We start from the raw sequence: 25,457 nt of genomic DNA, 5'->3' as shown, positions 1-25,457 counted from the left end.
TCAGGCAGAGAAAAGAGAAGTCTGTTTTGTATAATGGGAGCTGTACAGGAGGAATACAAAGTGGATTATATCATGGAAACCGTAGGGCTGCGAAAGTCCTACAAAGGAAATGTCGTTGTAAACGATGTGAATATTCATGTCCCCAAAGGGGCTATTTATGGCTTTGTCGGGCCGAACGGTGCCGGTAAAAGTACGGTAATGAAAATGATCCTGAACCTTATCCAGCCAGAAGCCGGAGAAGTTCAGCTTTTTGGTGAGAAAGTCACCGATCAAAGTTATGAAGTTTTCAAACGGGTGGGTTCCATTATCGAAAATCCGTACTTTTACGAGAAAATGACGGCCCGCCAAAACTTAGAGCTTCATTGCGACTATATGGGATTTCCCAATAAAGAGCGCATTGATGAAGTTCTGCAAATGGTTGACCTGCAAAATGTAGAGGGAAAGCAAATCCGCCATTACTCATTAGGTATGAAACAGCGGTTAGCAATCGCAAGAGCTATCCTTGCAAAGCCAGAATTTCTAATTTTAGATGAACCGATTAACGCATTAGACCCCGAAGGTATCCGCGAAATGCGGAACCTGTTCCAGCGGCTTAATCAGGAAGATGAGACGACCATTTTTATTTCCAGTCATATCCTATCCGAAGTTGATCTAATTGCTGATACGATTGGAATTATTCAACATGGCAACCTGCTGGCAGAACTGCCCATTGAGGAAATCCATAAGCATCAAACGGAGTATATTAGTCTACAAGTTGATGATGTAGCCCATGCAGCAACTTTATTGGAACAGATGGACATTACAAACTTTAGCGTATTGGATCAAGAGTTCATCCGGATTTATGACTCGAACATTTCTGGCAAAGTTTTGTCAAAAGCCCTCATTGAAAGTGGTGTTGGTTTAGAGAGCTTAGGGCGTAAACAGGACACTCTGGAAGATTATTTCTTTCAGCTCACAGAGGAGGGAAAATAAAATGGCACACCTTATTAAACTGGAATTGAAAAAATTTGGGACTGCTCGAAATATAATTTTTACGTTTGCCGCAATTCTGTTCAGCATACTGTTCATTACCGTATCTTTATGGGATAGTATGACAGACCCGGAGCAAACCAAAGACACATTTGAAAGTACATATCTTGTTATTGGCTTGCTGATGTCCTTTATTTTCCTTGTGTACTCGTCGGTTTTAACTGCACGTCTAGTAATTGGAGAATATAGTCAGCGGACAATCACGATTATGTTTTCCTATCCTTTGAACCGCATGAAATTGATTGCCAGCAAATTGATTATCATTATGGTTTATACGGCAATTTCAATGGCGATTGGATATATTTGTTGCAGCGGTTATATCGTGCTTGTGGACAGATTTTTTGATATGCTGGAGGGAACATTCCAAATCTCCATGCTTCAAACATGGATACCAATGGCAATAACCACAGTAGTTGTATGCACGGTACTATCGCTCTGGCCATTTATCATTGGCATGATACGAAAATCTGTTCCCGCTACAATCGTTACTTCATTGGTTGTCATTGTGTTCCGGCAACTCATTATCAGCAAAAATATAACATATCAGGAGTCCTTGCTACAAATTCTTTTGGTTGCATTCATTACGTTTGGAGTGGCTCTATTTGCTTTCAAGAAGAAAGTGCCAGAACTATATTAATTCCATCTGCCGGGCGACGGCAAAGAAAAAAAGCCGTCGTTCGACAGACACTATCCACGCTTATTTATTGCTACGGCGGCTTTGACAAAATCAAGGCCGCCGTTCCTTATGCCCTCAACAAAGGAGTGATGCCTATACGCTGACACGGCGGCTTTAGGAGGGAGCCGCTATGAAAGAACTTGCCCGCCGACAAATTCAGACAATATTTGCATTATCGTCAAAAAAAGCCCAGCCACCGAACTGGCCTCGTCTGACAGCCGGTGCGAAAATTGTCATTCTGCAAGTGAATATTGGAGTTTTTGCGCTCGAATAGCTTTCTGCTGTCCGGGCGCTTTTTTGTCTCTATGGAGCCGGAACATCGGGTCAGCATGGCCCGAACTTTATCCCCGGTGCCGCTCCCCGCCGCCTCATTCAGATTTACCAAAAAAATCTGAATGGAGGAAAGGCAGATGGAAGTTACCATCAATTATAACGGACAAGCTGTGACCGTGGAGGTCACGCTGGAAGTCTATGAATTTCTTGACCGGGCCGATCACAAAACGGAGAACCTGTTCCATGAGCAGCGGCGGCATTGGGATGGCCGGGAGTTTGACGAGTACATCATTACCACCGAAGGCGTAGGAGCCTACGGAGAAACGCCGGAAGAATATCTTTGCCACATGGAAACGCTGCATGAGCTGATGGCTGTTCTGGACACCTGTACTGAGGCCCAGCGCCGCCGGTTCCTGCTCTATGCGCTTGAGGGACTGAGCCTTGCAGAGATTGGTGTGCTGTGCGGCTGCTCCAAAGTGGCTGTTTATCAAAGTGTAGAGGCGGTCAGAAAAAAATTTATAAATTTCTTTGAGAACAGGCTTAACGAATGACCTGTTTTCTGGCTACCAAGTGAAAGGGATCATTTCCCTTATCTCAGCGAGGGGCGGACAGCGGACGAGCTGCCCGCCTCTCCGATTTTCAGGAGGTAAGCCTATGAAAACAATCAATCTGCGGTGGATGTATCCCCACTACCGGCATGACGAGTTTGTGGATGTTACGGACGAGGTATGGGCAGCGATGTATCAGGCCCAGCGGGAGATGGAGAACTATGAGCGTCGGAAAGTCTACCACCGCGCCTACTACTCTCTGGACGCATACAGCTGGCTGGAAAATTACGCACTGGAACACAGCAGATCGTCGGAAGATATTTTGCTGGAACGAGAAGAAATGACCACCCGCCTGCACCTGATTGCAGCTCTGCCTGCGGCTCTGGCTCATGCCACTCCGACACAGGCCCGCCGTGTTCACGCCTACTACATTGCCGGTATCAAGCAGCCGGAAATCGCCCGGAGAGAGGGTATCCATAGCAGTAAGGTCAGCGTTGCCATCCACCGGGGGCTGCGGAATATGCGCCGCTGCTATGATGACCTTTTTCAAACAGAGTGAGGGCGTGCCTATGCAGACCATAAATCTCAAACAATATTATCCATTTTGCAAAGAGGACATTTTTGTGGAGGTGTCCGATGAGATCGTCGAAGCGTTTCTTCTGGACAAGAGAGCCGAGGCCGCCAGAGATCGCAAGATGTTCCGGTATAAGGCGTTTTATTCCCTCGATTGTAACGATGGAATCGAAAATGCCGCCATCGGCTGGGCGCAGCCATCGCCGGAGGACTACCTGATAGAAAAAGAAGAATTAGCCGAATACGAAGAATTGATACGGCGATTGTACGAAGCCATTTCTTCCCTGCCGCCTATGCAGGCTCGCCGTGTCCATGCCCGCTATATGCTGGGTATGAAAGTGAAAGATATTGCCGCAATGGAGGGTATCACGCCATCACAGGCGGGAAAATCCATCCATGCCGCACTGCGGAGGCTGCGCCGGTACTTTGCTCGACAGAAATGGGCGGTCAATCTATGAGTATTTCCAAAGAAAAGAGGTGCCTAACATGAACGAAAAAATTACAGCCCACCCTCAAAAAGAAGAACGGGAGAAAGTCCTGAAGGAGATTCGGCAGCTTGAAAACCGAAAGAAGATTTTGGAGAACAAGCAGCGGAACGAAGAACGCAGGGTTCGCACCCGCCGCCTGATTGAGCGCGGAGCCGTTTTGGAGGGGATTTTCCCGTTGGCTCCTGACCTTTCCGGCGCAGAGGTCAAAGCATTTCTGATTACCCTGTCCCATCTTCCGGGGGCTGCGGAATTGACTGCAAACCTGCCAAAATCCGGGGACACGCCATAAGTCCCTTGTTTACAAGGGCGCACTTATACACCGTTGCCGGTGCTGTGCGCCCTGCCGGGGGCTGTTGCGCTCTCCGAGCGCGATGGGGCGCTACGCTCCCCAAACCCCTTGTGCGCTCTGCACAGCCAAACACCCGCTTTGCGTTTGTCCGGCTCCACAGAGCCTGTTATCCCCTCACTGAAAGGAGGTGTTCCCCATAGATTTCTGTCATATCCCCGTCAGTATCATCAAGCGTAGCGCAGGCCGTTCTGCTGTTGCCGCAGCTGCTTACCGCAGCGGAACCAAGCTGACAAATGAATGGGATGGAATGACCCACGACTACACCCGGAAAGGCGGCATTGTCCATGCGGAGATCATGCTGCCTGCCCACGCCCCGCCAGAGTTTGCAGACCGCTCCACCCTCTGGAACAGCGTGGAGCAAATCGAGAAAGCAAGGGACAGCCAGCTTGCCCGCGAGATCGAAGCAGCTCTGCCCCGCGAACTGTCCAGAGAACAGCAGCTTGCCCTTGTCCGGGCCTATGTGAAGGACAACTTTGTGGACAAGGGGATGTGCGCCGACTTCGCCATCCACGATAAGGGAACCGGCAACCCCCATGTTCATATCATGCTGACCGTCCGGCCCCTGAAAGAAAATGGCGCATGGGGCGCAAAGTGCCGCAAGGCATACGACCTGGACGAAAACGGCCAGCGTATCCCGGACGGGAAAGGCGGCTGGAAGAACCACCGGGAGGACACCACCGACTGGAACGACAAAGGGAATGTGGAGATTTGGCGGGCGGCATGGGCGGCCTGCACCAACCGGGCGTTGGAATCTGCCGGTAGACCGGAGCGTATTGACCACCGCAGTTACAAGCGGCAGGGCATTGATAAGATCCCCTCTGTCCATCTGGGGCCAGCCGCCAGCCAAATGGAAAAGCGCGGTATCCGCACCGACAAGGGAGAATTCAACCGGCAGATCGCCGCCGACAACAAGCTGCTGAAAGAAATCAAAGCCCGCATTACCCGTCTTTACAACTGGTCTAAGGCCGAAGCCGAAAAGCCGGAGGGCCAGCAGCCCAGCATGATTGACTTGTGGGAGGCCCAGCAGCAGCTCAAGCGGCCTGACACCCGCACCGGCAAAATCCGGGCTTTGCAAGAAAGCGCTGCACTATTCAGCTTTTTACAGGCAAACGGCATCCAGTCTATGCAGCAGCTTCATGAAAAAATCGCTGATATGAACAGCCGTTACTATGACCTGCGCGGAAAGATCGTCAAGGCCGAGCGCCGGATCACTACCCTTACCGAGCGCGGGGAGATGTGGGAACAGTACAACCAGTACAAGTCCATCCACAAGCAGCTTGCCAAAGTAAAGCCAGAAAAACGGGAACAGTTTGAACAGCGCCACAGCCGGGAACTGATTCTGTATGACGCAGCGGCCCGGTATCTGAAAGAATTGAAAGACAGCGACGAGGCAATCACCCCAAAGGCATGGCAGCTGGAAATTAACCAGCTGGCCGCTGGAAAGCAGACGGACACGCTTGCCATGAAAGCCATGCGGGAGGATTTGAAAGCAGTGGAACGGCTCCGCAAAACCGCCGAGCAGCTGTCCAGACAGGAACGGGACAAGTCTCACGACCGGGAGCCGGAGCGGTAAGGGCTACCGCGTTTTGGCGTACCCCTTTTAGGTGCGTCGCGTTTCACGACACCCTTTTGCGCACAGAAAAACCGCCGTACAGGTTTCCCCATACGGCGGCAGTCGGTTTATTTGCCGAACAAGTCGCTGTGTGTGCCGGTGCGGGCCAGCGTCAGCACCAGAACATCATCTTCTATGCGGTAGACAAGCAGCCAGTCCGGGAGAATGTGACATTCCCGATGGTCTGCCCAATCGCCGGACAGGTCATGGTCACGGTTCTTATCTGGCAGCGGTTCGCCCATTGCCAGCAACGCTACGACCTGCTCCAGCAGTTCGATCTTCAAGCCACGCTTGATGGCTCGTTTGTAGTCTTTTTTGAAACTGGTCGTGTACTTGACGGTATATTTGGTTTCTTTCATCTTTTCAGGTCAGCAAACAACTCGTCAAGGTCATTGTAGCCCTTTACAGACGGGTCTTTTGCAATCCTTTCCGCTTCCAGCATGGCAGCAACCGTTTCTTTGTTCGGCTGTTCCAGCCTTACTTCAAAGGGAATGCCGCCTTCACGAAGCGACTGGCGCACAAAGATGTTAAACGCCGTAGTCAGGTTCATGCCAAGTTCAGTAAACAGTGCGTCCGCCTGCGCTTTCAAATCTGCGTCCATGCGGATACTGATGTTTGTGGTATTTCCAGCCATACGATCAACCCCTTTCTGCTGGTACTTTTAGTATATGCCATTTGCACGAAGAAAACAATACTTTGCACGAATATTTAATAATAAATTCATTTGAGGAGGTTACCGGCTTTATGAAAGAAATCATTTATGAAGAACAATAAGTCTGAACCTATCCCCGTCATGGATTACCGCCAGTACCGCAGAGTGCGGAGGCTGGTGCATGAGTGCTGTAACTACATCGACGGAAACTGTATCGCCCTGGACGATGGGGAGGAATGTGTCTGTGTCCAGTCTATTTCCTACTCCCTGTTGTGCAGGTGGTTTCGGGCGGCGGTATTGCCGCAGGATAAGGAACTGGAAACGGCGCTGTTCCACCGGATGAATGCGAAGAAATGCGCCGTATGCGGGGCGCTGTTTACCCCCGGTTCCAACCGGGCCAAATACTGCCCGGAATGTGCCGCACGCATGAAGCGGATCAACGCCGCAAAGCGCAAGCGGAAACAACGGGAGAAATGTCACGCTTTAGGGGCTGAAAAACCCTTGTAAATCAAGGATTTTTTCGAGGGTGTCAAAGGCAGGCTGATAGATTTATCCTCTGACCCCTAAAACGGCCTTAAAATGCGTACAGAATCCCAAGAGAAACCCCAAGGAGGAACCCTATGTCAGACAACCGAAAATATTATTACCTGAAACTCAAAGAAAACTATTTTGACGATGATTCCATCGTGCTGCTGGAAAGTATGCAGGATGGTGTGCTGTATTCCAACATTCTGCTCAAGCTGTATCTGAAATCGCTGAAACATGGTGGACGGCTTCAACTTGACGAGGACATTCCTTACACGGCGCAGATGATCGCCACCATTACCCGCCAGCAGATCGGCACTGTGGAGAGAGCCTTGCAGATCTTTTTGAAGCTGGGTCTTGTGGAAGTGCTGGACAGCGGCACATTCTACATGAGCAACATCGAACTTTTAATCGGCCAGTCCTCTACCGAGGCCGAGCGAAAGCGGGCTGCAAGGCTTCAAAATAAGGCTCTTTCTGCGCCCCAGACAAACGGCGGACATTTGTCCGACATTCGTCCACCAGAGATAGAGATAGAGTTAGAGAAAGAGATAGAGATAAAGAGAGAGATAGAGAAGGGACGCTTCGCCCGCGCCTATGGCCGTTACCAGAATGTTTTCCTGACGGACGAGGAACTGGCAGGCTTGCAGGCCAGTTTTCCCACTGTATGGGGCCAGTACATCGAAAAGCTGTCCGAATACATGGCCTCTACCGGCAAGCGGTATCAGAGCCATGCCGCCACCATCCGGCGCTGGGCCGGTGAGGACGCGAAAAAGGCGGCCACGCCCACCCGCAACCGGGATTACAGCGTAAAGGAGGATGAAACTGTATGATTGAGATTACCGCAGAAATCCGGGCGCTGATCGACAAGGCAGCCGCCGGTGTGGAACTGGCTGGGGACGAGTACATAGACCCGGCAGACGGTCTCATCCACTGTAAGAAATGCGGCGGCCAGAGGCAGACTGTTGTGCCATGCTTCGGGAAATCCGGCTACTTTATGCCGCGCTGCATCTGCCAGTGCCAGCGGGAGGCTGAGGAGCAGCGCAAGGCTGCTGAAGAACGGCAGCGCCGCATGGAGCATATCAAACGCCGAAAGGCACAGGGTTTGCAAGACCGTTATCTGTACGACTACACCTTTGCCAACGACAACGGCCAAAATCCTCTGATGGACAAGGCCCGCGCCTACGTGGAGAACTGGAAGGAGGCATACAGGAACAACACCGGCCTGCTTCTGTTTGGGGATGTGGGAACCGGCAAGTCCTTTTTCGCCGGTTGTATCGCCAACGCCCTGCTTGACCGGGATGTGCCGGTGCTGATGACGAACTTTCCCACCATCCTGAACCGTCTGACCGGGATGTTCCCTGAGGACAGGTCGGAGTTTATTGCCAGCTTTGACGAGTATGACCTGCTTATCATTGACGATCTGGGCGTAGAGCGCAGTACCGAATATGCTATGGAGCAGATGTTTTTCATCATCGACAGCCGCTACCGCAGCCGCAGGCCCATGATTATCACAACAAACTTGAAACTGTCCGAGCTGAAAAACCCGCCTGATCTGGCCCACGCCCGTATCTATGACCGTATTTTGGAACGGTGTGCGCCGATTCTTTTTGACGGGAAGAATTTCCGGGAAGAAAATGCCGGTGCTACCCGACAGACAGCAAAAGACATTGTAAACAGTAAGCACGATTGATTTTTTACCGGGCGGCACAGACCCGTTCGGAGAAAGGAGCGCCATGAACAAAGAACCCTGTACTATGCAGGTGTCAGACGCCGCTACTGCGTCCAGAGCGCCGGAAAACACGCCGGCGATGGTAAAGAAAATCGGAAAGACAACCTACAAGGTTCATGTCCATTTCAGCAATACCAGCACAGAAACCATGAGCGATAAAATCAAGCGTATGCTCAAAAATGAAATTCAGCAAATGTGACAGACTGATAAACGAAGCCGCCTTGTGCTAAACTGATGATGGTACGCACCAAAATTTTTGTCAAGGAGGACACGAAAATGCTTTACACAGAAAAAGAGAAGCATGAAATTGAACGAGTAAAGGAGGTCTTTGCGGAACATCTGCGGCAAAGCCCTGATTTTGAACTGCTCTGGTCGGACAAGGTAGGCTATGTCTGGCTGACGATTGGCGTAAATCCAGTCTATGTGGATACCGGTATCAGAATCGAATCAGCCGCTGATCTCTGCGGTAGATGTTTGGATGATGTTGCTACGGATGTTTTGTATATGACGGGCAACGATCACGCGCTGGAAGCAGCCGATCCGCTGGAATTGGCCGAAATCAAGCGGCGCTGGGAGCCATATATCAACCAACTGCCAGACTATGCGTATCTCTGCAAAGACCTGCTGAACAGAAAAATGTAATCTATCAAACGAGGTGTCAGGAGCCATACGGTGCTTCTGGCACCTTTTTTGTGAATTTGATTAAAAAGTCCTTGACAATTTGTCTCTGGTAAGACTGCAAAATCTATCCTCATCTCCTGTGGCGCACGGCTTGCACCCTTCGATATTCAGGAGCTGCGGGACCTCACCATGTACGATGAGCTGCAATTGGACACGTTGGGCGATAAGAAAACGGCCTTATTCCTCATTATGTCGGACACGGACAGCACCTTCAACTTCCTGATTTCGATGGTTTACACCCAGCTTTTTAACCTCTTGTGCGATAAAGCGGATGATGTATACGGTGGAAAACTGCCCATCCATGTGCGGTGTCTCATTGACGAGTGCGCCAACATCGGGCAGATTCCCAATCTGGAAAAGCTGGTGGCGACTATCCGCAGCCGTGAGATCTCAGCTTGCCTTGTTTTGCAGGCGAGAAGCCAGCTAAAGGCTATCTACAAGGACAATGCGGACACCATCGTAGGCAACATGGACAGCCAGATATTTCTGGGCGGCAGCGAGCCTACCACTCTGAAAGATCTGTCCGAAATGCTGGGCAAAGAAACAATTGATTCGTTTAACACTTCGGACACCCGTGGCAACAGCCCCAGCTATGGCACTACGTTCCAAAAGATGGGGCACGAATTATTGAGCCGGGACGAACTTGCGGTGCTGGACGGCGGCAAGTGCATCCTGCAACTGCGTGGTGTCAGACCGTTTCTTTCAGACAAGTACGACCTGACCCAGCACCCCAATTACAGGCTGACCTCCGACTATGACCCCAAAAACACCTTCGATATTGAAAAGTATCTGAACCGCAAAGAAAAAATCCACCCCGGTGATGAGTTCATCGTGGTGGACGCTGATTCGCTCCCGTCTGACTGATTCGGTAGGCGGCTTTATTTTTACCCGGCCAGAGAGGTACACCAGCAAGTCAACTCCCACCGCAGCTTGCGGCTCAACTATTATGGCTTCAGGTGTGTACGAACGGTCTACAACTTTCATTTATAAAGGAGAAACGACTATGGAATTCTTTAACTCTGCTATCGAAGTTCTTCAGACTCTGGTTGTCGCTCTGGGTGCCGGTCTCGGCGTTTGGGGTGCCGTCAACCTGATGGAGGGTTACGGCGGCGATAACCCCGCCGCAAATGCTCATGTACGGTAAGGAAGCAAGCAACCGAAAACAAGAGATAGACCGCCAGCACTACACTATTCCGAACCAAAGACCAAAAGATAAGCATTGTGGGAAAATCTAAACTTTTGGATTTTCCTACAATGCCAACTACGGCGGAATCCCTCCCACTCCTTATATCTTTCTGTATACATTGAATTTGTATTTAGTAAAATGCAGACAACACCACGGATCGGCTTTTGGTTGGACAATTCCAACCAAACACCACAGCAGACAGCAGAAAACATTCTGAACGCTAGGAAGCCGGTATGATTGTTACATATAAGGGGAAGAAAAATTTCTTTTAGGTACTTGCTTTCCTAAAACTGATGTGATACAATGATTTAAACCAGAAAAGGAGTAAAAAATATGCGGCAAGGTATTCTTAAATAAAACTATAATCAAATAGTGGGAACAAAGGATTATGATAGCTCCTTTTGTAGGGGCTTAGTTTTTTGTACCCAATTTAAGAATACTTTTGCCTTATCAATTTTGACATATCCCCAAAAACAGCAATCACAAACAGGTGTATGCTGTATATGTGTATGTCCGCAACTTATAATCCCCAGTGGTAAAAGTATTTTACTGCTGGGGATTTTTATGCCCTTTGGGGCTGTAAAGGGAGGACAATCACATGAAAATAATCAATATTGGAATTCTTGCCCATGTAGACGCTGGAAAGACGACCTTGACGGAGAGCCTGCTATATGCCAGCGGAGCCATTTCAGAACCGGGGAGCGTCGAAAAAGGGACAACGAGGACGGACACCATGTTTTTGGAGCGGCAGCGTGGGATTACCATTCAAGCGGCAGTCACTTCCTTCCAGTGGCACAGATGTAAAGTTAACATTGTGGATACGCCCGGCCACATGGATTTTTTGGCGGAGGTGTACCGCTCTTTGGCTGTTTTAGATGGGGCCATCTTGGTGATCTCCGCTAAAGATGGCGTGCAGGCCCAGACCCGTATTCTGTTCCATGCCCTGCGGAAAATGAACATTCCCACCGTTATCTTTATCAACAAGATCGACCAGGCTGGCGTTGATTTGCAGAGCGTGGTTCAGTCTGTTCGGGATAAGCTCTCCGCCGATATTATCATCAAGCAGACGGTGTCGCTGTCCCCGGAAATAGTCCTGGAGGAAAATACCGACATAGAAGCATGGGATGCGGTCATCGAAAATAACGATGAATTATTGGAAAAGTATATCGCAGGAGAACCAATCAGCCGGGAAAAACTTGCGCGGGAGGAACAGCAGCGGGTTCAAGACGCCTCCCTGTTCCCAGTCTATCATGGCAGCGCCAAAAATGGCCTTGGCATTCAACCGTTGATGGATGCGGTGACAGGGCTGTTCCAACCGATTGGGGAACAGGGGGGCGCCGCCCTATGCGGCAGCGTTTTCAAGGTTGAGTACACCGATTGCGGCCAGCGGCGTGTCTATCTACGGTTATACAGCGGAACGCTGCGCCTGCGGGATACGGTGGCCCTGGCCGGGAGAGAAAAGCTGAAAATCACAGAGATGCGTATTCCATCCAAAGGGGAAATTGTTCGGACAGACACCGCTTATCAGGGTGAAATTGTTATCCTTCCCAGCGACAGCGTGAGGTTAAACGATGTATTAGGGGACCAAACCCGGCTCCCTCGTAAAAGGTGGCGCGAGGACCCCCTCCCCATGCTGCGGACGACGATTGCGCCGAAAACGGCAGCGCAAAGAGAACGGCTGCTGGACGCTCTTACGCAACTTGCGGATACTGACCCGCTTTTGCGTTGCGAAGTGGATTCCATCACCCATGAGATCATTCTTTCTTTTTTGGGCCGGGTGCAGTTGGAGGTTGTTTCCGCTTTGCTGTCGGAAAAATACAAGCTTGAAACAGTGGTAAAGGAACCCTCCGTCATTTATATGGAGCGGCCGCTCAAAGCAGCCAGCCACACCATCCATATCGAGGTGCCGCCCAACCCGTTTTGGGCATCCATAGGACTGTCTGTTACACCACTCTCGCTTGGCTCCGGTGTACAATACGAGAGCCGGGTTTCGCTGGGATACTTGAACCAGAGTTTTCAAAACGCTGTCAGGGATGGTATCCGTTACGGGCTGGAGCAGGGCTTGTTCGGCTGGAACGTAACGGACTGTAAGATTTGCTTTGAATACGGGCTTTATTACAGTCCGGTCAGCACGCCGGCGGACTTCCGCTCATTGGCCCCGATTGTATTGGAACAGGCATTGAAGGAATCGGGGACGCAGCTGCTGGAACCTTATCTCTCCTTCATCCTCTATGCGCCCCAGGAATACCTTTCCAGGGCTTATCATGATGCACCGAAATACTGTGCCACCATCGAAACGGCCCAGGTAAAAAAGGATGAAGTTGTCTTTACTGGCGAGATTCCCGCCCGCTGTATACAGGCATACCGTACTGATCTGGCCTTTTACACCAACGGGCGGAGCGTATGCCTTACAGAGCTGAAAGGATATCAGGCCGCTGTCGGTCAGCCGGTCATCCAGCCCCGCCGTCCAAACAGCCGCCTGGACAAGGTGCGCCATATGTTTCAGAAGGTAATGTAAAGATACATAATCGTCAAGACGGCAACAATCAGAAGTTATGGAGGGTAACAATGGAATATAGTAAGGAAGATTTAATGGAAGCAAAAAAGCAAATTTGGGGAGTGGGAGAGAACATGGGAACAGAGGAAAGTAAAAAAATCTGGGAGGAGAACGCACAATTTTGGGATAATGCAATGGGTGACGAATCTAATGAATTTCACAGAGAGGTAGTGCGTCCCAAAGTAACGGAACTTCTATCTCCTAATCCTGCGGATTACATTTTGGATATTGCGTGTGGCAATGGAAATTATTCTTCGTATCTTGCACAAAGAGGCGCTTCGGTTGTCGCTTTTGATTACAGCAAAAAAATGATAGAATTGGCTAAAAGACGGCAATCACAATATGCAAAACAAATTGAATTTTGTGTGGCGGATGCGACCGATAGAAAAAGTATATTAGAATTAAAAAGAAATCGAGCCTTTACGAAAGCAGTTTCTAATATGGCAATTATGGATATTACGGATATTGAACCACTTCTTATGGCTGTTTATGAACTGTTGCAGGAAAGCGGAATTTTTGTCTTTGCAACGCAACACCCTTGTTTTGTCACGTTGACTGAAAAATATATGACACCGCACAGTTACTATGATATAGCGATTGAAGGGCAACCGAAAGAGCAGATTTATTATCATCGTTCCATACAAGATATTTTTAACCTTTGTTTTAGAGCTGGATTTGTCATTGATGGATTTTATGAAGAATGTTTTAAAACCAACAAAGAAATTCCTATGGTAATGATAGTAAGGCTTAAGAAGGTAAAACGTGATAGCTTAAAATAAATTCAAGTTTGTCGGGTAAATAGCAAACCCAGCCGAGCCAGTCAACGGTCAAGATGAACGGCGCATCTGCGCAGCCGTTGACAGCCCCGCCCGCCTTTGCTGGTAGGCAATCAAGGGGCGACAGCAAGAAGTGCCACCGCCCCGCACTATTATTCAGAAAGGGGAATTTCCATGACCGAAGATGAAGCCTACAAGGTGCATATCCAGTACACATTCAATGCCTTTTGCAAGGTAGTCATTCGTCACGCAGCCATAGATAAAATCTTGAAGCTGCGCCGGAGGTGGGAACGGCAAGTTTCCCTTGACTATCTGATGAACGAGAAGTTTGTCCAGTTTGCCGAGCCGGAGTAGCTTGAAGAATATCTTTTTACCGCCTGCGGCCAGACCGCCGTTCTGTATCATGCGGAGCTTGCCGCCGCCCTTGCCCTTTTGCCGGAGCAGACGCGGGAAGAAATCCTGCGCTATTACTTTCTGCGCCAGCCGCAGCGCGTGATCGGCGCGTGTATTGGCCGGTCACGCAGCACAGCGGGGCGGCATATCCAGCTTGCCTTGCAGCGGTTAAGGCGGCTCATGGAGGGAAATGACTATGAGTAGACTTCTCCCCTATGAAACAATCCTCAAAGCCCGTGAGGGCGACCCGGACGCAATCGACACCATTCTTTCCCACTATGCCGGATATATCCGCTACTGTTCCAAAGTACACGGGAAAGTCAACGCCGAAGTTGAGGAACATATAAAGCAACAGCTCATTGCCGCCCTGTTCAAATTTCGCTTTGACCGATAAACAAAGAACAAACACTGGCTGTCATTAGCGGTTTCACTCCAGCCAGTTTACAATTCATCTATTCCTAAAGGAAGCAGGTCATAGTATAATAGAACCAACGACAAATATACTTTTAGGGGAGATATAGCAATATGAAAAGTAATAAATACTTAACTATTGGCTTATTAACAGGATTTATTGTCGGTGGTTGCATAGGTGTGTTGGCATGGGCGTTTTTGCAAAATCTTTTTGCTATTTCTATTTGTGCAGGTATCGGAATGTTGATTGGAATTGTTATAGGTACATTGATTGATTATGAAAAAAATAATCATCAAGAGAAATAGAAAAAATGCACAATGCCTTAAAGGGAAAACAGGAATTTATTGTGCTATCCATCATCGGGCCAACCTGACCTGAACTTTCAAAACTGAATATCCACCGCCCATCGGCGGCCAGCGAAAGCAGTAAGTCTTGAAAAAGATTTACTGCTTTTTTCTTTATCCGTTTGGCAAAATCGCAAAGTCATCCGTAGTAGGTAGGTGAAGCCGGAAACAAAAAATTTTCTGCGGCGGTAGCCAAATCTGCATTTTCTGTATTTCTAAGGCAAAGGAAAATTTGAGAAAATTCCCGGCAAGCGGGTAGCTGGCGGCCTTTGAAATGTATCTTTAGCGGAAAGAAAGAACTGCGGGTAAAAATCGCCCCACGCCGTAAGATTTTTGCAGAAATCCGGCCAAAACAGGCGGCAGCTATACGAGTAGTAAGTGCAAGGGGAAATCTACGGCTTACTTAGAGCAAGTTTCTACCACGGTGCCAAAATCCGCAATTCTGCGGTTTTGCCCCTCGCGGGAAACTTGTTGGGGAGTGCCTTCCCCAAACCCTGCTATGCGGCTTACGCCGCAAAAATATTTCTGTCCGGCAGACAGGAAATGCCCCGAAAATAGCTAACAGACCAGCCCATTTTTTGTGATAAGTGAAAGGAGGTTTACAGCCCATGCCGAAGCGATACAACACCCCCCACCGCAGCCATGTTGTGAAAACCCGGCTGACCGATGAAGAATACGCCGATTTTACCGCCCGGCTTGCCCCTTATGGTATGAGCCAGTCCGAATTTATCCGGCAGGCCATCCGGCGCACTACCATACGCCCCGTACTCCATGTGTCGTCAGTCAATGACGAGCTGCTCTCCGCTGTCGGGAAGCTCACAGCCGAGTACGGCAGGATTGGCGGCAATCTCAACCAGATTGCCCGCACCCTCAACGAGTGGCATAGCCCCTACCCGGCTATGGCAAAGGAATTGCGGGAAGCGGCCGCCGACCTTGCCGCCCTCAAGTATGAAGTCCTAAAGAAAGTAGGTGACGCCGTTGGCAACACTCAAGCATTTAGGCTCTAAGAACGCCGACTACGGAGCCGCCGAACAATACCTGCTCTTTGAGCATGACGAATTTACTATGAAGCCCGTCCTTGATGAAAACGGCAGGCTTATCCCCCGTGAGGATTATCGCTTGTCCACGCTGAACTGCGGCGGCGAGGATTTCGCTGTTGCCTGTATGCGGGCTAATCTCCGCTATGAGAAAAACCAAAAACGGGAAGATGTGAAAAGCCACCACTATATCATCAGCTTTGACCCACGGGACGGGACAGACAACGGCTTGACCGTAGACCGGGCGCAGGAGCTGGGCGAGCAGTTCTGTAAAGAGCATTTCCCCGGACACCAAGCCTTAGTCTGCACCCACCCGGACGGGCATAACCACAGCGGCAACATCCATGTGCATATCGTCATTAACAGCCTGCGGATTGAAGCTGTCCCGCTTCTGCCCTACATGGACAGACCAGCGGACACGAAATGCGGCATGAAGCACCGCTGCACAGACGCAGCTATGCAATATTTCAAGTCCGAAGTCATGGAGATGTGCCACCGGGAAGGACTTTACCAAATCGACCTCTTGAACGGCAGCAAGAACCGTGTCACAGACCGGGAATATTGGGCGCAGAAAAAGGGACAGGCCGCACTGGACAAGCAGAACGCCCCCATGATTGCAGGCGGTATCACGCCCCGGCAAACCAAGTTTGAAACCGACAAGGCGAAGCTGCGGCAGACCCTACGGAAAGCCCTTGCCACCGCTGCCAGCTTTGACGAGTTTTCCTCTCTGCTGTTGCGGGAGGGTGTGACCGTCAAGGAGAGCCGGGGGCGGCTGTCCTATCTCACGCCGGACAGAACCAAGCCCATTACCGCCCGGAAGCTGGGGGATGATTTTGACCGTACCGCCGTCCTTGCCCTTTTGGAGCAGAACGCCCAGAGGGGCGTAACGGTTCGCTACACCCCGCAGCACCAAGCCGCCAGAGCCGCCGAACAGACCGCAGCCATACCCGAATACCTACACGCCGGGAAAGGCCGCTTACAGGGCGAAAAGACAGGGAAAATCGACCCCAGACAGGACAGTGTGCAGCGGCTTGTGGACATTGAGCAGAAGATGGCCGAGGGCAAGGGCAAAGGCTATGAACGATGGGCGAAGATACACAATCTGAAACAGGCCGCCAAGACCCTGACCATCTACCAACAGTACGGCTTTTCTTCCCGGAACAGCTTGAAGCCGCCGTTGCTACCGCCTATCAGGAAATGCGCCAGACCAGCGGCGAACTGAAAGCACTGGAAACGAAGCTGCAAGGGAAAAGGGAGTTGCGGCAACAGGTACTTGCCTATGCCAAGACCAAGCCCATCCGCGAGGGGCTGAAAGCGCAGAAATCCGAGAAAGCCCGCGCCGCATACCGCCAGGCAAACGAGAGCGATTTTATCATAGCCGAAGCCGCCGCCCGGTATTTCAAGGCACAGGGGCTTACCAAGCTGCCCGGCCGAAAAGCGTTGCAGGCCGAGATCGAGCAGCTTATCTCCGAGAAAGACGGCCTGTACAACACCTATCACGAACAGAAGCAGCGGTTCAGGGAGTTGCAGACCGTCAAGCGGAACATCGACCAGATTTTGCGCCGGGAAGAGCCGCACCGCAGAAAGGAGCAGAGCCATGAACGATAAGCCGTCCCGCATGGACTACCGCCAGCACCAGGCAGCCCGCCGCCTTGTGCATGAGTGCTGTAACTACGACGAGGGGAACTGCCTGCTGTTAGACGACGGGGAGCCTTGCGTGTGCGTCCAGAGCATTTCCTATTCCCTCATGTGCCGCTGGTTCCGTGTGGCTGTCCTGCCCCTTGACGGGGAGCTGGCCGCAGCCCTCTTGTACCGGGGGAGCCGGAAACGCTGCGCGGTCTGCGGGGCGGCCTTTGTCCCCAAATCCAACCGGGGAAATACTGCCCCGGCTGCGCCGGGTGCATGAAGAAACGCAAAGCCGCCGAGAGAAAGCGGAAACAAAGGCAGAAATGTCACGCTTTAGAGCCTTTCAAACCCGCATAAATCAAGGCTTTTTTCGTGGGTGTCAAAGGGTATGCGATACATTTATCCTTTCCCCCGGAAATGCCGTCCTAATGCGTGACAAAGCCCAAAAACGACACAACACAGAGGGAGGTGATACTATCGCTGATTATATCAGGGCAGACACCACGCTGCCCGCCTATCTTCCATACCCCCGTTTCCTGCTGAAAATGGAGATTTCACAGACCGCCAAGCTGCTGTATGCGCTTTTATTAGACCGCTCCACCCTGTCACAGAAGAACGGCTGGCAGGACGGCGAGGGCAGGATATTCATTGTCTACCCCGTTGCGGAGATAGCGGAAATGCTGGACAAGGGTTGTACCGCCATCAAGGGAGCCTTGAAAGAACTGGACGCAGCCGGGCTTTTAGAACGGGAACGGCGGGGCTTCTCCGCACCCAATCGGCTTTATGTGAAAGTGCCGCCTGTCCCAGTGGTACGGTTTTCCGACCAACTGATGGCCGGAAAAGCGACCCTCATACAGTCGGAAAAGCGACCTTATGACGGTCGGAAAACCGACCCCTAACAAAACTAATATAAACAACTTAATAGAGAACCAAACAATGAGAGCGAGTGGGGAGCCGCCCACAGCTTATGGCCGATATGAGAATATTTTTCTGTCAAAGGACGAATATGACGAGTTACAGGCAGAATACCCGGACAGGCTGGAACGGCTGATTGAGGAAATGAGCCATTACCTTGCCGCCAGCGGGAAAGCCTACCAGAATTATGCCGCCGCCTTGCACAGATGGGCGGCCAATGACAAAAAGGGAGCCGTAAAACAGGGCATCCCCGACTATACCTGTATGGAGGGAGAAAGCTTATGACAAGTGAAATCAAAGATATTTTGGAGAACATGACAACCGCCGCCCCGGAGATGGAGGACTATATCGGCGAGGACGGTCTGCTCTACTGCGGCAAGTGCCGGACACCGAAAGAAGCCTATTTCCCGGAGGGTAAGGAGCTGTTTGGCCGTGACCGCCACCCGGCAGAGTGCGACTGCCAGAGAGCCGCCCGTGAGCAGCGGCAGGCCGCCGAGGAACACCGCCGCCATGTGGAAGCCGTGGAAAATCTGAAACAGAGGGCTTTTGCCGACTCAGCCATGCAGCAATGGACATTCGAGAACGACAACGGCAGAAACCCGCAGACCGGGATTGCCCGGCGGTATGCGGAGCATTGGGAAGAAATGCAGGCCGAAAACATCGGCTGCCTGTTCTGGGGGAACGTCGGCAACGGGAAAAGCTACCTTGCCGGATGTATCGCAAACGCCCTCATGGAGAAAGAAGTCCCCGTATATATGACGAACTTCGCCGTTATCCTGGGCGACCTCTCTCCCGGCTTTACAGGCCGGAATGAGTATATTTCCCGCCTTTGCCGCTATCCGCTGCTTATCATTGACGACTTCGGCATGGAGCGTGGCACCGACTATGGACTGGAACAGGTATTCCATGTGATTGATACCCGATACCGCAGCAACAAGCCGCTGATCGCCACCACCAACCGCCCGCTGGACGAGTTGAAAAAGCCGACAGACACGGCCCATTCCCGGATTTATGACCGACTGCTGTCCATGTGCGTCCCGATACGCTTTACTGGCGTCAACTTCCGGCAGGAAACCGCAAAGCGGAAAATGGAAACCATGAAGAAACTGCTGGCTGAATGAAAGGAGTATTGCCTATGGAGAATATCAAGCAGCACGACCACCGTACCACCCGCCGCCCCGACTGCGTGACGGAAATCCGCATGGGGAACTCTGTTCTTGTCGTGTCCGGCTTTTTCAAGAAAGACACCACCAGCACCGCCGCCGACAAGATGGCGAGGGTACTGGAAGCGGAAGCCGCTGCTACACAAAAAAAGGCGATTTGACAAGCTGTAAAGAAGCAGATTTATCACTTTTACCGCTGTACAGCCGCCCCTGTTCCGTGGTACAATGAAACCACGGAATAGTGGGGCTGGCTGTCGGAAACGGAGGATTTTATGTTAAGACAAGCCACCCAAAACCTTATTACCGCCCTTTATCCGAGATTATCCCATGAAGATGAACTGCAAGGGGAAAGCAACTCTATATCCAACCAAAAGCGCATTTTGGAAACCTACGCCAAGCAGAACGGCTTTACCAATCTCTGCTGGTACACCGACGACGGTTATTCTGGTGCGAACTTCCAAAGACCCGGATTTCAAGCCATGCTTGCAGACATTGAAGCCGGGAAAGTCGGCACCGTCATAGTCAAGGACATGAGCAGGCTGGGGCGTAATTACTTGCAGGTGGGATTTTACACGGAAATGCTGTTCCCTCAAAAGGGCGTGCGTTTTATCGCTGTCAATGACAACGTGGACAGCGCAAACGGCGGCATGGACAATGATTTTACCCCTCTGCGGAACTTATTTAACGAATGGATGGTGAGAGATACGAGCAAAAAAATCAAGGCAGTTAAGAAAGCAAAAGGCATGAGCGGTAAGCCTGTTACCAGCAAGCCCGTGTACGGCTACCTCATGGACGAGGACGAGAACTATATCGTTGACGAGGAAGCCGCCCCGGTTGTCCGGCAGATTTACCAGCTTTGCCTTGCGGGAAATGGCCCGACCAAGATTGCCCGTATGCTGACGGAGCAGCAAATCCCCACGCCGGGGACGCTGGAATACCGCAGGACGGGCAGCACCCGACGCTACCACCCCGGCTATGAATGTAAGTGGGCGACCAATACCGTTGTTCATCTGTTGGAAAACCGGGAATACACAGGCTGTCTTGTGAACTTCAAGACGGAGAAGCCCTCTTACAAGGTCAAGCACAGCGTTGAGAACCCCATCGAGAAGCAGGCTATCTTCCCAAATCACCATGAGCCGATTATCGACACGGAAACATGGGAACGGGTGCAGGAGTTACGCAAGCAGCGCAAACGCCCCAACCGCTACGATGATGTGGGCTTGTTCTCCGGCTTGCTGTTCTGCGCCGACTGCGGTCATGTGATGTACCAGCAGCGGTATCAGACCGACAAGAGAAAGCAGGATTGCTACATCTGCGGCAGCTATAAGAAGCGCACCGCCGACTGTACGGCGCACTTCATCCGAACCGACCTTTTGACGGCGGGTGTGCTTTCCAATCTCCGGCAAGTGACGGAATACGCCGCCAGGCATGAGAGCCGCTTTGTAAAGCTGCTCATCCAGCAGAACGAAATCGGCGGCAAGAGAAAGACCGCCGCAGCCACGAAGCAGCTTGAACAGGTGCAGAGCCGCATTGCAGAACTTTCCCGCTATATCAAACGTCTGTATGAGGACAATGTAAACGGGAAAATCAATGACGAGCGTTTTATGGAGCTGTCGGCGGACTATGAGCAGGAGCAGCGGGAACTGAAAGACCGGGCTGCCGCTTTGCAGGAGGAACTTTCCAAGTCGCAGGCCGCCACCGTCAACGCCGAGAAATTCATGGGGATTGTGAGAAAGCACCTTGCTTTTGAAGAATTGACCCCCACCCTCTTGCGGGAAATGATTGAGAAAATCGTCGTGCATGAGTGCAGCTATGACGAGAACGGCACCCGCAGGCAGGACATTGATATTTATTATAGCTTTGTCGGCAAGATTGACTTGCCCGAAGAATAAGCCCGACCTATCCGACACCCTGCGCAAGTGCCGGATAGGAACGGCAAAATTTTTTACACTTCTATTACTTCTTTATCACACATAAGCAAAGAGTCAGGGTATGAAGCAGCTCATGGCTGGCGGCGGTGTCGCGCTGGTCGGCATTACCCTGATTCCTCTGCTGAGCGGCCTGTTCGGTTAAGAACAGCGGGCGGATTTATTCCGCCTGTACATACGCAATCGCTTCAATCCTCGCTGTGGATAACAGCCCCTATTATAATAGGAAGTGAATTGCTGCAAGACTATCCACCCATCAACGAAAGGCGGTGCTATTATGCAGATTCTGACCCACATTATTTTTGTTCTGAACCTTCTCAAGACCCTTATCAACCACTTCACCTAAAGGACGGTGACTGCTGAATGGAAACCGTTCTCAAAGCCATAGCCGATTGGATAAAGGGTATCCTGACGGCTGGCATCATGTCAAACCTGTCCGGGCTGTTCGATGCCGTAAATGAGCAGGTCGGTGACATTGCGCAACAGGTCGGCACACGGCCATCGGCCTTTGAACCACGCGTTTTTGCGATGATCGAATCGCTCTCCCGGAATGTGGTTCTGCCGATTGCGGGCATTATCCTCACATTTATCGCCTGTTACGAACTGATTGAAATGATAACCCAGCATAACAACATGGCGCAGTTTGAGCCAGCACTTATTATGCGCTGGATTTTCAAGACCGCTGTTTCAGTATGGTTCATCTCCAACACGTTCGATATTGTGATGGCAGTCTTTGACCTGACGCAGAAAGTCGTGTCCGATTCCAGCGGCATTATTGCGGGCAATACTCGCGTCAATGAAATCGGCCTGTCAATGCTGGAAGCCAGTCTGATGCAAATGGATGTCGGTCCACTCTTCGGGCTTTTTTTGCAGAGCTTCTTCATCGGCATCACCATGAGAATCCTCTCAATCGTGATTTTCGTCATTGTGTACGGACGCATGATTGAGATCTACTGTATGGTGAGCCTTGCGCCGATTCCCATGGCAACATGGGGCAACCATGAACAGAGCCACATGGGACAGAACTATCTGAAATGCTTGTTTGCGCTGGGATTTCAGGGCTTTCTCATCCTCATCTGCGTGGCCATCTATGCCGTGTTGATTCAGAATGTGGCGATTTCCGGCGATGCCATCAATTCGATCTGGGGCATTGTTGGCTACACCGTCTTGCTCTGTTTCAGCCTGTTCAAAACCAGCTCCGTGACGAAATCTGTTCTCGGAGCGCATTAAAGGGGGTGCTTTATTGGCTGCGTATATTTCTGTTCCTCGCGATTTGACCAAGGTGAAGTCAAAAGTGGCTTTCAACCTGACAAAGCGGCAGCTCATCTGCTTCGGAACGGCGGCACTGATTGGAGTGCCGCTTTTCTTTTTGCTCCGGGATTCCGGCGGCAACTCTGCCGCTACCCTTGGCATGATGGCAGTTATGCTCCCGGCTTTTTTTCTCGGCATGTACGAGAAAAATGGACAGCCGCTGGAAAAGCTGCTGTCATATTATGTCCGGGCGCGATTCCTGCGCCCGAAAATCCGGCCTTATAAGACCGAAAATTACTATGCGCTGCTCATGAAAGGAGGCATGAACCATGATTCCGTTTTGGAAAAAGACCGATAAAGGCGGCAAGAAAACGCCGCCGAAACCCGCTATTCCTCACACGGCACAGCAGTCCATTCCCATGCAGCGGATGTTTGAGGATGGAACCTGCCGGGTGAGGGCAAACTACTACACCCGGACGATTGCCTATCAGGATATTAACTATCAGCTGGCACAACAAGAGGACAAAAACGCGATTTTCGAGGAATGGTGTTCGTTCCTCAACTTCTTCGACAGCTCTATCAAGTTTGAGCTGTCCTTTGTGAACATGGCAACGGACAGTTCAGAATTCGAGAAAAGCATCCGCATTCCATTCCAGAAAGACGGTTTCGATGATGTGCGGGCTGAGTATTCGCTGATGCTACGCCAGCAGCTTGCCAAGGGCAATAATGGTCTGACTAAGACCAAGTTCATCACCTTTGGCGTGGAGGGCGAGAGTATGCGTCAGGTGAAAACACGGCTCGACCATGTGCAGAACGATCTGCTCAACAACTTCCACCGTTTGGGTGTTCAGGCCAAGCCGCTGAATGGTACGGAACGGCTCAAGCTCATGCACGATATGTTCCACATGGACGGTGAATCGAAGTTCCGTTTTGAATGGAATGATCTCGTGAAAAGCGGCCTTTCGGTGAAAGATGCCATTGCACCGACTGCTTTCGCCTTCAAAAATTCCCGGACGTTCCAAATGGGCGGCATCTACTGCGCCGCCAGTTTTCTGAGCATCACGGCCTCCGACATCAGCGACCAGCTTCTGAAAGATTTTTTGGATATGGATTCCAGCCAGATTGTCACCATGCACATTCAGAGCGTTGACCAGAACCGCGCCATTAAAACGGTCAAGCGCACGATTACTGAACTTGATAGAAGCAAGATCGAGGAGCAGAAAAAGGCAATCCGCGCCGGGTATGATATCGACATCATTCCGTCGGATTTGGCAACCTACGGCAGAGATGCAAAAGCCCTGCTGAAAGAATTGCAGAGCCAGAACGAGCGAATGTTTTTGGTGACATTCCTCGTGCTGAACACCGGGCGTACCGAACAGGAACTGGAAAACAATGTCTTTCAGGCAAGCTCCATCGCACAGAAGCACAACTGCAATCTGTGCCGCTTGGATTACCAGCAGGAACAGGGGCTTATGTCCTCTCTGCCGCTGGCCGATAATCAGATTGAGATTCAGCGCGGCCTTACTACCAGCAGTACGGCCATTTTCATTCCATTCACCACACAGGAGCTTTACCAGTCCGGCAAAGAATCTCTGTACTACGGTTTGAATGCTCTCTCCAACAATTTGATTATGGTGGACAGAAAGAAGCTGAAAAATCCGAATGGACTTATCCTCGGTACTCCCGGCTCCGGCAAAAGTTTCTCGGCAAAGCGTGAAATCGCAAATGCCTTTCTGGTGACGGATGATGATATTATCATCAACGACCCCGAAGGCGAATATTCCCCACTGGTAAACCGACTGAAAGGACAGGTCATTAAAATCAGCCCCAACAGCACCCAGTTCATCAACCCGATGGACATTAACGCCAACTATTCGGAAGAAGATAATCCGCTGTCCCTGAAAGCGGACTTTATTCTTTCTCTGTGCGAACTGGTTGTCGGCGGCAAGGAAGGTCTGCTCCCGGTGGAAAAGACGGTCATTGACCGCTGTGTGCATCTGATTTATCGGAAATATTTTGCTGACCCCTGCCCGGAGAATATGCCGATTCTGGAGGACTTGTACAACGCCCTGCTCCAGCAGGACGAGAAAGAAGCCCATCATGTTGCAGCTGCTCTGGAAATCTACGTCAAGGGCAGTCTGAATATCTTCAACCACCGCACCAACGTGAACGTCAATAACAGAATCGTCTGTTATGACATTAAAGAACTGGGCAAGCAGCTGAAAAAGCTGGGTATGCTCATCGTGCAGGATCAGGTCTGGGGCCGTGTGACCGCCAATCGTAGTAGCGGAAAGTCCACCCGATATTATATGGACGAGATGCACCTCCTCTTAAAAGAGGAGCAGACTGCGGCCTATTCTGTGGAGATTTGGAAGCGGTTCAGAAAATGGGGCGGAGTGCCGACTGGATTAACGCAGAACGTCAAAGACCTGCTTTCTTCGCGTGAGGTCGAGAATATTTTCGAGAACAGCGATATGATAATCATGCTGAATCAGGCCGCTGGCGACCGTCAAATCCTCGCAAAGCAGCTCAACATCTCGCCCCATCAGCTTTCCTATGTGACGCACTCCGGTGAAGGTGAAGGACTGCTTTTCTTCGGCAATGTTATTCTCCCGTTCGTGGACAGATTCCCCACCGATTTGGAACTGTATCGCATCATGACCACGAAGCTGGGTGAGGTTTCGGAGGGCAAAAAGGAATGAGCAATCCGAAGCTGAACTTCAAAGAGGAAACG

The 25,457-nt window shown here is 50.9% G+C and carries 28 protein-coding genes and 6 pseudogenes; 32 read left to right on the top strand and 2 right to left on the bottom strand.

Annotation, left to right across the window (positions count from 1 at the left end; all coding sequences use genetic code 11):
• Positions 1-60: 60 nt before the first annotated feature.
• The 8 genes from ACNQFG_RS12935 (at position 61) to mobQ (ending at position 5,509) form a co-directional block, all read left to right on the top strand.
• Positions 61-972 (top strand): ABC transporter ATP-binding protein, encoded by a 912-nt coding sequence (locus ACNQFG_RS12935; protein WP_423405182.1) that lies wholly within the window; start codon positions 61-63, stop codon positions 970-972.
• A gap of 1 nt (position 973) precedes the next feature.
• Positions 974-1,666, top strand: a complete 693-nt coding sequence (locus ACNQFG_RS12930; protein ID WP_176856795.1) for an ABC transporter permease — start codon at positions 974-976, stop codon at positions 1,664-1,666.
• Between the two features lie 169 nt (positions 1,667-1,835).
• Positions 1,836-1,979 carry a hypothetical protein gene (locus tag ACNQFG_RS12925; protein ID WP_423405181.1) on the top strand — a complete coding sequence of 48 codons (144 nt, stop codon included), beginning with the start codon at positions 1,836-1,838 and terminating at the stop codon, positions 1,977-1,979.
• 136 nt (positions 1,980-2,115) lie between these two features.
• Positions 2,116-2,529 carry an RNA polymerase sigma factor gene (locus ACNQFG_RS12920; protein ID WP_195591003.1) on the top strand — a complete coding sequence of 138 codons (414 nt, stop codon included), beginning with the start codon at positions 2,116-2,118 and terminating at the stop codon, positions 2,527-2,529.
• 103 nt (positions 2,530-2,632) lie between these two features.
• Positions 2,633-3,085 carry an RNA polymerase subunit sigma-24 gene (locus tag ACNQFG_RS12915; protein ID WP_117567340.1) on the top strand — a complete coding sequence of 151 codons (453 nt, stop codon included), beginning with the start codon at positions 2,633-2,635 and terminating at the stop codon, positions 3,083-3,085.
• 10 nt (positions 3,086-3,095) lie between these two features.
• Entirely contained in the window at positions 3,096-3,557 is a 462-nt protein-coding gene (locus ACNQFG_RS12910; protein ID WP_227976350.1) for an RNA polymerase sigma factor, read from the top strand.
• Positions 3,558-3,585: 28 nt separating this feature from the next.
• Positions 3,586-3,876, top strand: coding sequence for a DUF3847 domain-containing protein (locus tag ACNQFG_RS12905; protein ID WP_062808218.1), 291 nt, complete (start codon positions 3,586-3,588; stop codon positions 3,874-3,876).
• A gap of 187 nt (positions 3,877-4,063) precedes the next feature.
• A complete protein-coding gene (gene mobQ, locus ACNQFG_RS12900; RefSeq protein WP_423405180.1) occupies positions 4,064-5,509 on the top strand; it encodes a MobQ family relaxase in 1,446 nt (481 codons plus the stop codon).
• A 107-nt stretch (positions 5,510-5,616) separates the two neighbouring features.
• Here the strand turns inward: mobQ and ACNQFG_RS12895 are convergent, their stop codons facing one another.
• Together ACNQFG_RS12895 and ACNQFG_RS12890 are read right to left on the bottom strand one after the other, a co-directional pair.
• A complete protein-coding gene (locus ACNQFG_RS12895; RefSeq protein WP_423405179.1) occupies positions 5,617-5,907 on the bottom strand; it encodes a type II toxin-antitoxin system YafQ family toxin in 291 nt (96 codons plus the stop codon).
• Positions 5,904-6,182, bottom strand: coding sequence for a type II toxin-antitoxin system RelB/DinJ family antitoxin (locus ACNQFG_RS12890; protein ID WP_005924829.1), 279 nt, complete (start codon positions 6,180-6,182; stop codon positions 5,904-5,906). Before ACNQFG_RS12890 ends, ACNQFG_RS12895 begins: the two co-directional genes overlap by 4 nt.
• Positions 6,183-6,308: 126 nt before the next feature.
• On the opposite strand from ACNQFG_RS12890, the gene ACNQFG_RS12885 reads away from it, so the two are divergent.
• The 24 genes and pseudogenes from ACNQFG_RS12885 to ACNQFG_RS12770 all read left to right on the top strand — a co-directional run bounded on the left by ACNQFG_RS12885 (position 6,309) and on the right by ACNQFG_RS12770 (position 25,425).
• The gene (locus tag ACNQFG_RS12885; protein WP_423405178.1) at positions 6,309-6,707 is read left to right on the top strand and encodes a cysteine-rich VLP domain-containing protein; all 399 of its coding nucleotides are present in this window, start codon (positions 6,309-6,311) and stop codon (positions 6,705-6,707) included.
• A 113-nt stretch (positions 6,708-6,820) separates the two neighbouring features.
• Positions 6,821-7,555 carry a phage replisome organizer N-terminal domain-containing protein gene (locus tag ACNQFG_RS12880; RefSeq protein ID WP_423405177.1) on the top strand — a complete coding sequence of 245 codons (735 nt, stop codon included), beginning with the start codon at positions 6,821-6,823 and terminating at the stop codon, positions 7,553-7,555.
• On the top strand, positions 7,552-8,415 hold the full coding sequence (locus tag ACNQFG_RS12875) for an ATP-binding protein (RefSeq protein ID WP_423405176.1): 864 nt from the start codon (positions 7,552-7,554) through the stop codon (positions 8,413-8,415). Before ACNQFG_RS12880 ends, ACNQFG_RS12875 begins: the two co-directional genes overlap by 4 nt.
• Positions 8,416-8,458: 43 nt before the next feature.
• A complete protein-coding gene (locus tag ACNQFG_RS12870) occupies positions 8,459-8,653 on the top strand; it encodes a transposon-encoded TnpW family protein (RefSeq protein WP_097784681.1) in 195 nt (64 codons plus the stop codon).
• Positions 8,654-8,730: 77 nt separating this feature from the next.
• The gene (locus ACNQFG_RS12865) at positions 8,731-9,096 is read left to right on the top strand and encodes a hypothetical protein (protein ID WP_270854624.1); all 366 of its coding nucleotides are present in this window, start codon (positions 8,731-8,733) and stop codon (positions 9,094-9,096) included.
• A 75-nt stretch (positions 9,097-9,171) separates the two neighbouring features.
• A pseudogene (locus tag ACNQFG_RS12860) lies at positions 9,172-9,999 on the top strand (VirD4-like conjugal transfer protein, CD1115 family); the annotation flags it as partial.
• A gap of 139 nt (positions 10,000-10,138) precedes the next feature.
• Positions 10,139-10,267 (top strand): annotated as a pseudogene (locus ACNQFG_RS12855) (Maff2 family mobile element protein); the annotation flags it as partial.
• Positions 10,268-10,919: 652 nt separating this feature from the next.
• Complete coding sequence (tet(W), locus tag ACNQFG_RS12850; protein ID WP_002586627.1) at positions 10,920-12,839, top strand: tetracycline resistance ribosomal protection protein Tet(W); 1,920 nt, start codon at positions 10,920-10,922, stop codon at positions 12,837-12,839.
• A gap of 50 nt (positions 12,840-12,889) precedes the next feature.
• Positions 12,890-13,657 (top strand): class I SAM-dependent methyltransferase, encoded by a 768-nt coding sequence (locus ACNQFG_RS12845; RefSeq protein WP_002586626.1) that lies wholly within the window; start codon positions 12,890-12,892, stop codon positions 13,655-13,657.
• Between the two features lie 171 nt (positions 13,658-13,828).
• A pseudogene (locus ACNQFG_RS12840) lies at positions 13,829-14,251 on the top strand (sigma-70 family RNA polymerase sigma factor).
• A complete protein-coding gene (locus ACNQFG_RS12835; protein WP_423405175.1) occupies positions 14,244-14,441 on the top strand; it encodes a helix-turn-helix domain-containing protein in 198 nt (65 codons plus the stop codon). Before ACNQFG_RS12840 ends, ACNQFG_RS12835 begins: the two are co-directional and overlap by 8 nt.
• Before the next feature lie 131 nt (positions 14,442-14,572).
• Positions 14,573-14,764: a hypothetical protein gene (locus ACNQFG_RS12830; protein WP_000841357.1), complete on the top strand. Its 192-nt coding sequence runs from the start codon at positions 14,573-14,575 to the stop codon at positions 14,762-14,764.
• Positions 14,765-15,411: 647 nt separating this feature from the next.
• Entirely contained in the window at positions 15,412-15,810 is a 399-nt protein-coding gene (locus tag ACNQFG_RS12825) for a plasmid mobilization protein (protein ID WP_423405174.1), read from the top strand.
• Positions 15,782-17,448: pseudogene (locus ACNQFG_RS12820) on the top strand (relaxase/mobilization nuclease domain-containing protein). Before ACNQFG_RS12825 ends, ACNQFG_RS12820 begins: the two are co-directional and overlap by 29 nt.
• A pseudogene (locus ACNQFG_RS12815) lies at positions 17,438-17,823 on the top strand (cysteine-rich VLP domain-containing protein). The pseudogenes ACNQFG_RS12820 and ACNQFG_RS12815 overlap by 11 nt, the downstream one beginning before the upstream one ends.
• Positions 17,739-18,365, top strand: coding sequence for a replication initiator protein A (locus ACNQFG_RS12810; RefSeq protein WP_423405173.1), 627 nt, complete (start codon positions 17,739-17,741; stop codon positions 18,363-18,365). The pseudogene ACNQFG_RS12815 and the gene ACNQFG_RS12810 overlap by 85 nt, the downstream one beginning before the upstream one ends.
• 37 nt (positions 18,366-18,402) lie before the next feature.
• Positions 18,403-18,666 (top strand): hypothetical protein, encoded by a 264-nt coding sequence (locus tag ACNQFG_RS12805; RefSeq protein ID WP_234908609.1) that lies wholly within the window; start codon positions 18,403-18,405, stop codon positions 18,664-18,666.
• Positions 18,663-19,502 carry an ATP-binding protein gene (locus ACNQFG_RS12800; RefSeq protein WP_423405172.1) on the top strand — a complete coding sequence of 280 codons (840 nt, stop codon included), beginning with the start codon at positions 18,663-18,665 and terminating at the stop codon, positions 19,500-19,502. Before ACNQFG_RS12805 ends, ACNQFG_RS12800 begins: the two co-directional genes overlap by 4 nt.
• A 14-nt stretch (positions 19,503-19,516) precedes the next feature.
• Complete coding sequence (locus ACNQFG_RS12795; RefSeq protein WP_423405171.1) at positions 19,517-19,705, top strand: transposon-encoded TnpW family protein; 189 nt, start codon at positions 19,517-19,519, stop codon at positions 19,703-19,705.
• A gap of 111 nt (positions 19,706-19,816) precedes the next feature.
• On the top strand, positions 19,817-21,436 hold the full coding sequence (locus ACNQFG_RS12790; protein WP_423405170.1) for a recombinase family protein: 1,620 nt from the start codon (positions 19,817-19,819) through the stop codon (positions 21,434-21,436).
• 85 nt (positions 21,437-21,521) lie between these two features.
• Positions 21,522-21,617 (top strand): annotated as a pseudogene (locus ACNQFG_RS12785) (Maff2 family mobile element protein); the annotation flags it as partial.
• Between the two features lie 218 nt (positions 21,618-21,835).
• The gene (locus ACNQFG_RS12780; RefSeq protein WP_118554115.1) at positions 21,836-22,702 is read left to right on the top strand and encodes a VirB6/TrbL-like conjugal transfer protein, CD1112 family; all 867 of its coding nucleotides are present in this window, start codon (positions 21,836-21,838) and stop codon (positions 22,700-22,702) included.
• A gap of 13 nt (positions 22,703-22,715) precedes the next feature.
• Positions 22,716-23,081 (top strand): PrgI family protein, encoded by a 366-nt coding sequence (locus ACNQFG_RS12775; RefSeq protein ID WP_035393630.1) that lies wholly within the window; start codon positions 22,716-22,718, stop codon positions 23,079-23,081.
• Positions 23,053-25,425: a VirB4-like conjugal transfer ATPase, CD1110 family gene (locus ACNQFG_RS12770; RefSeq protein ID WP_423405169.1), complete on the top strand. Its 2,373-nt coding sequence runs from the start codon at positions 23,053-23,055 to the stop codon at positions 25,423-25,425. Before ACNQFG_RS12775 ends, ACNQFG_RS12770 begins: the two co-directional genes overlap by 29 nt.
• Positions 25,426-25,457: the final 32 nt, after the last annotated feature.

Source organism: Faecalibacterium prausnitzii, assembly GCF_049532945.1.
Classification (GTDB): domain Bacteria; phylum Bacillota; class Clostridia; order Oscillospirales; family Ruminococcaceae; genus Faecalibacterium; species Faecalibacterium prausnitzii_N.
Note: the sequence above shows the minus strand (reverse complement) of the source record. Positions and strands in the feature narration are given on the sequence as shown.

Coding starts and splice junctions, on each gene's coding strand:
- ACNQFG_RS12805 (WP_234908609.1), top strand. CDS start 18,403: ATGAGAGCGAGTGGGGAGCCGCCCACAGCTTATGGCCGATATGAGAAT.
- ACNQFG_RS12780 (WP_118554115.1), top strand. CDS start 21,836: ATGGAAACCGTTCTCAAAGCCATAGCCGATTGGATAAAGGGTATCCTG.
- ACNQFG_RS12845 (WP_002586626.1), top strand. CDS start 12,890: ATGGAATATAGTAAGGAAGATTTAATGGAAGCAAAAAAGCAAATTTGG.
- ACNQFG_RS12890 (WP_005924829.1), bottom strand. CDS start 6,182: ATGGCTGGAAATACCACAAACATCAGTATCCGCATGGACGCAGATTTG.
- ACNQFG_RS12925 (WP_423405181.1), top strand. CDS start 1,836: ATGAAAGAACTTGCCCGCCGACAAATTCAGACAATATTTGCATTATCG.
- ACNQFG_RS12825 (WP_423405174.1), top strand. CDS start 15,412: ATGCCGAAGCGATACAACACCCCCCACCGCAGCCATGTTGTGAAAACC.
- ACNQFG_RS12915 (WP_117567340.1), top strand. CDS start 2,633: ATGAAAACAATCAATCTGCGGTGGATGTATCCCCACTACCGGCATGAC.
- ACNQFG_RS12800 (WP_423405172.1), top strand. CDS start 18,663: ATGACAAGTGAAATCAAAGATATTTTGGAGAACATGACAACCGCCGCC.
- ACNQFG_RS12905 (WP_062808218.1), top strand. CDS start 3,586: ATGAACGAAAAAATTACAGCCCACCCTCAAAAAGAAGAACGGGAGAAA.
- ACNQFG_RS12910 (WP_227976350.1), top strand. CDS start 3,096: ATGCAGACCATAAATCTCAAACAATATTATCCATTTTGCAAAGAGGAC.
- ACNQFG_RS12895 (WP_423405179.1), bottom strand. CDS start 5,907: ATGAAAGAAACCAAATATACCGTCAAGTACACGACCAGTTTCAAAAAA.
- ACNQFG_RS12770 (WP_423405169.1), top strand. CDS start 23,053: ATGATTCCGTTTTGGAAAAAGACCGATAAAGGCGGCAAGAAAACGCCG.
- ACNQFG_RS12930 (WP_176856795.1), top strand. CDS start 974: ATGGCACACCTTATTAAACTGGAATTGAAAAAATTTGGGACTGCTCGA.
- ACNQFG_RS12830 (WP_000841357.1), top strand. CDS start 14,573: ATGAAAAGTAATAAATACTTAACTATTGGCTTATTAACAGGATTTATT.
- ACNQFG_RS12790 (WP_423405170.1), top strand. CDS start 19,817: ATGTTAAGACAAGCCACCCAAAACCTTATTACCGCCCTTTATCCGAGA.
- ACNQFG_RS12795 (WP_423405171.1), top strand. CDS start 19,517: ATGGAGAATATCAAGCAGCACGACCACCGTACCACCCGCCGCCCCGAC.
- ACNQFG_RS12920 (WP_195591003.1), top strand. CDS start 2,116: ATGGAAGTTACCATCAATTATAACGGACAAGCTGTGACCGTGGAGGTC.
- ACNQFG_RS12835 (WP_423405175.1), top strand. CDS start 14,244: ATGAGTAGACTTCTCCCCTATGAAACAATCCTCAAAGCCCGTGAGGGC.
- ACNQFG_RS12880 (WP_423405177.1), top strand. CDS start 6,821: ATGTCAGACAACCGAAAATATTATTACCTGAAACTCAAAGAAAACTAT.
- ACNQFG_RS12875 (WP_423405176.1), top strand. CDS start 7,552: ATGATTGAGATTACCGCAGAAATCCGGGCGCTGATCGACAAGGCAGCC.
- ACNQFG_RS12865 (WP_270854624.1), top strand. CDS start 8,731: ATGCTTTACACAGAAAAAGAGAAGCATGAAATTGAACGAGTAAAGGAG.
- ACNQFG_RS12870 (WP_097784681.1), top strand. CDS start 8,459: ATGAACAAAGAACCCTGTACTATGCAGGTGTCAGACGCCGCTACTGCG.
- ACNQFG_RS12885 (WP_423405178.1), top strand. CDS start 6,309: ATGAAGAACAATAAGTCTGAACCTATCCCCGTCATGGATTACCGCCAG.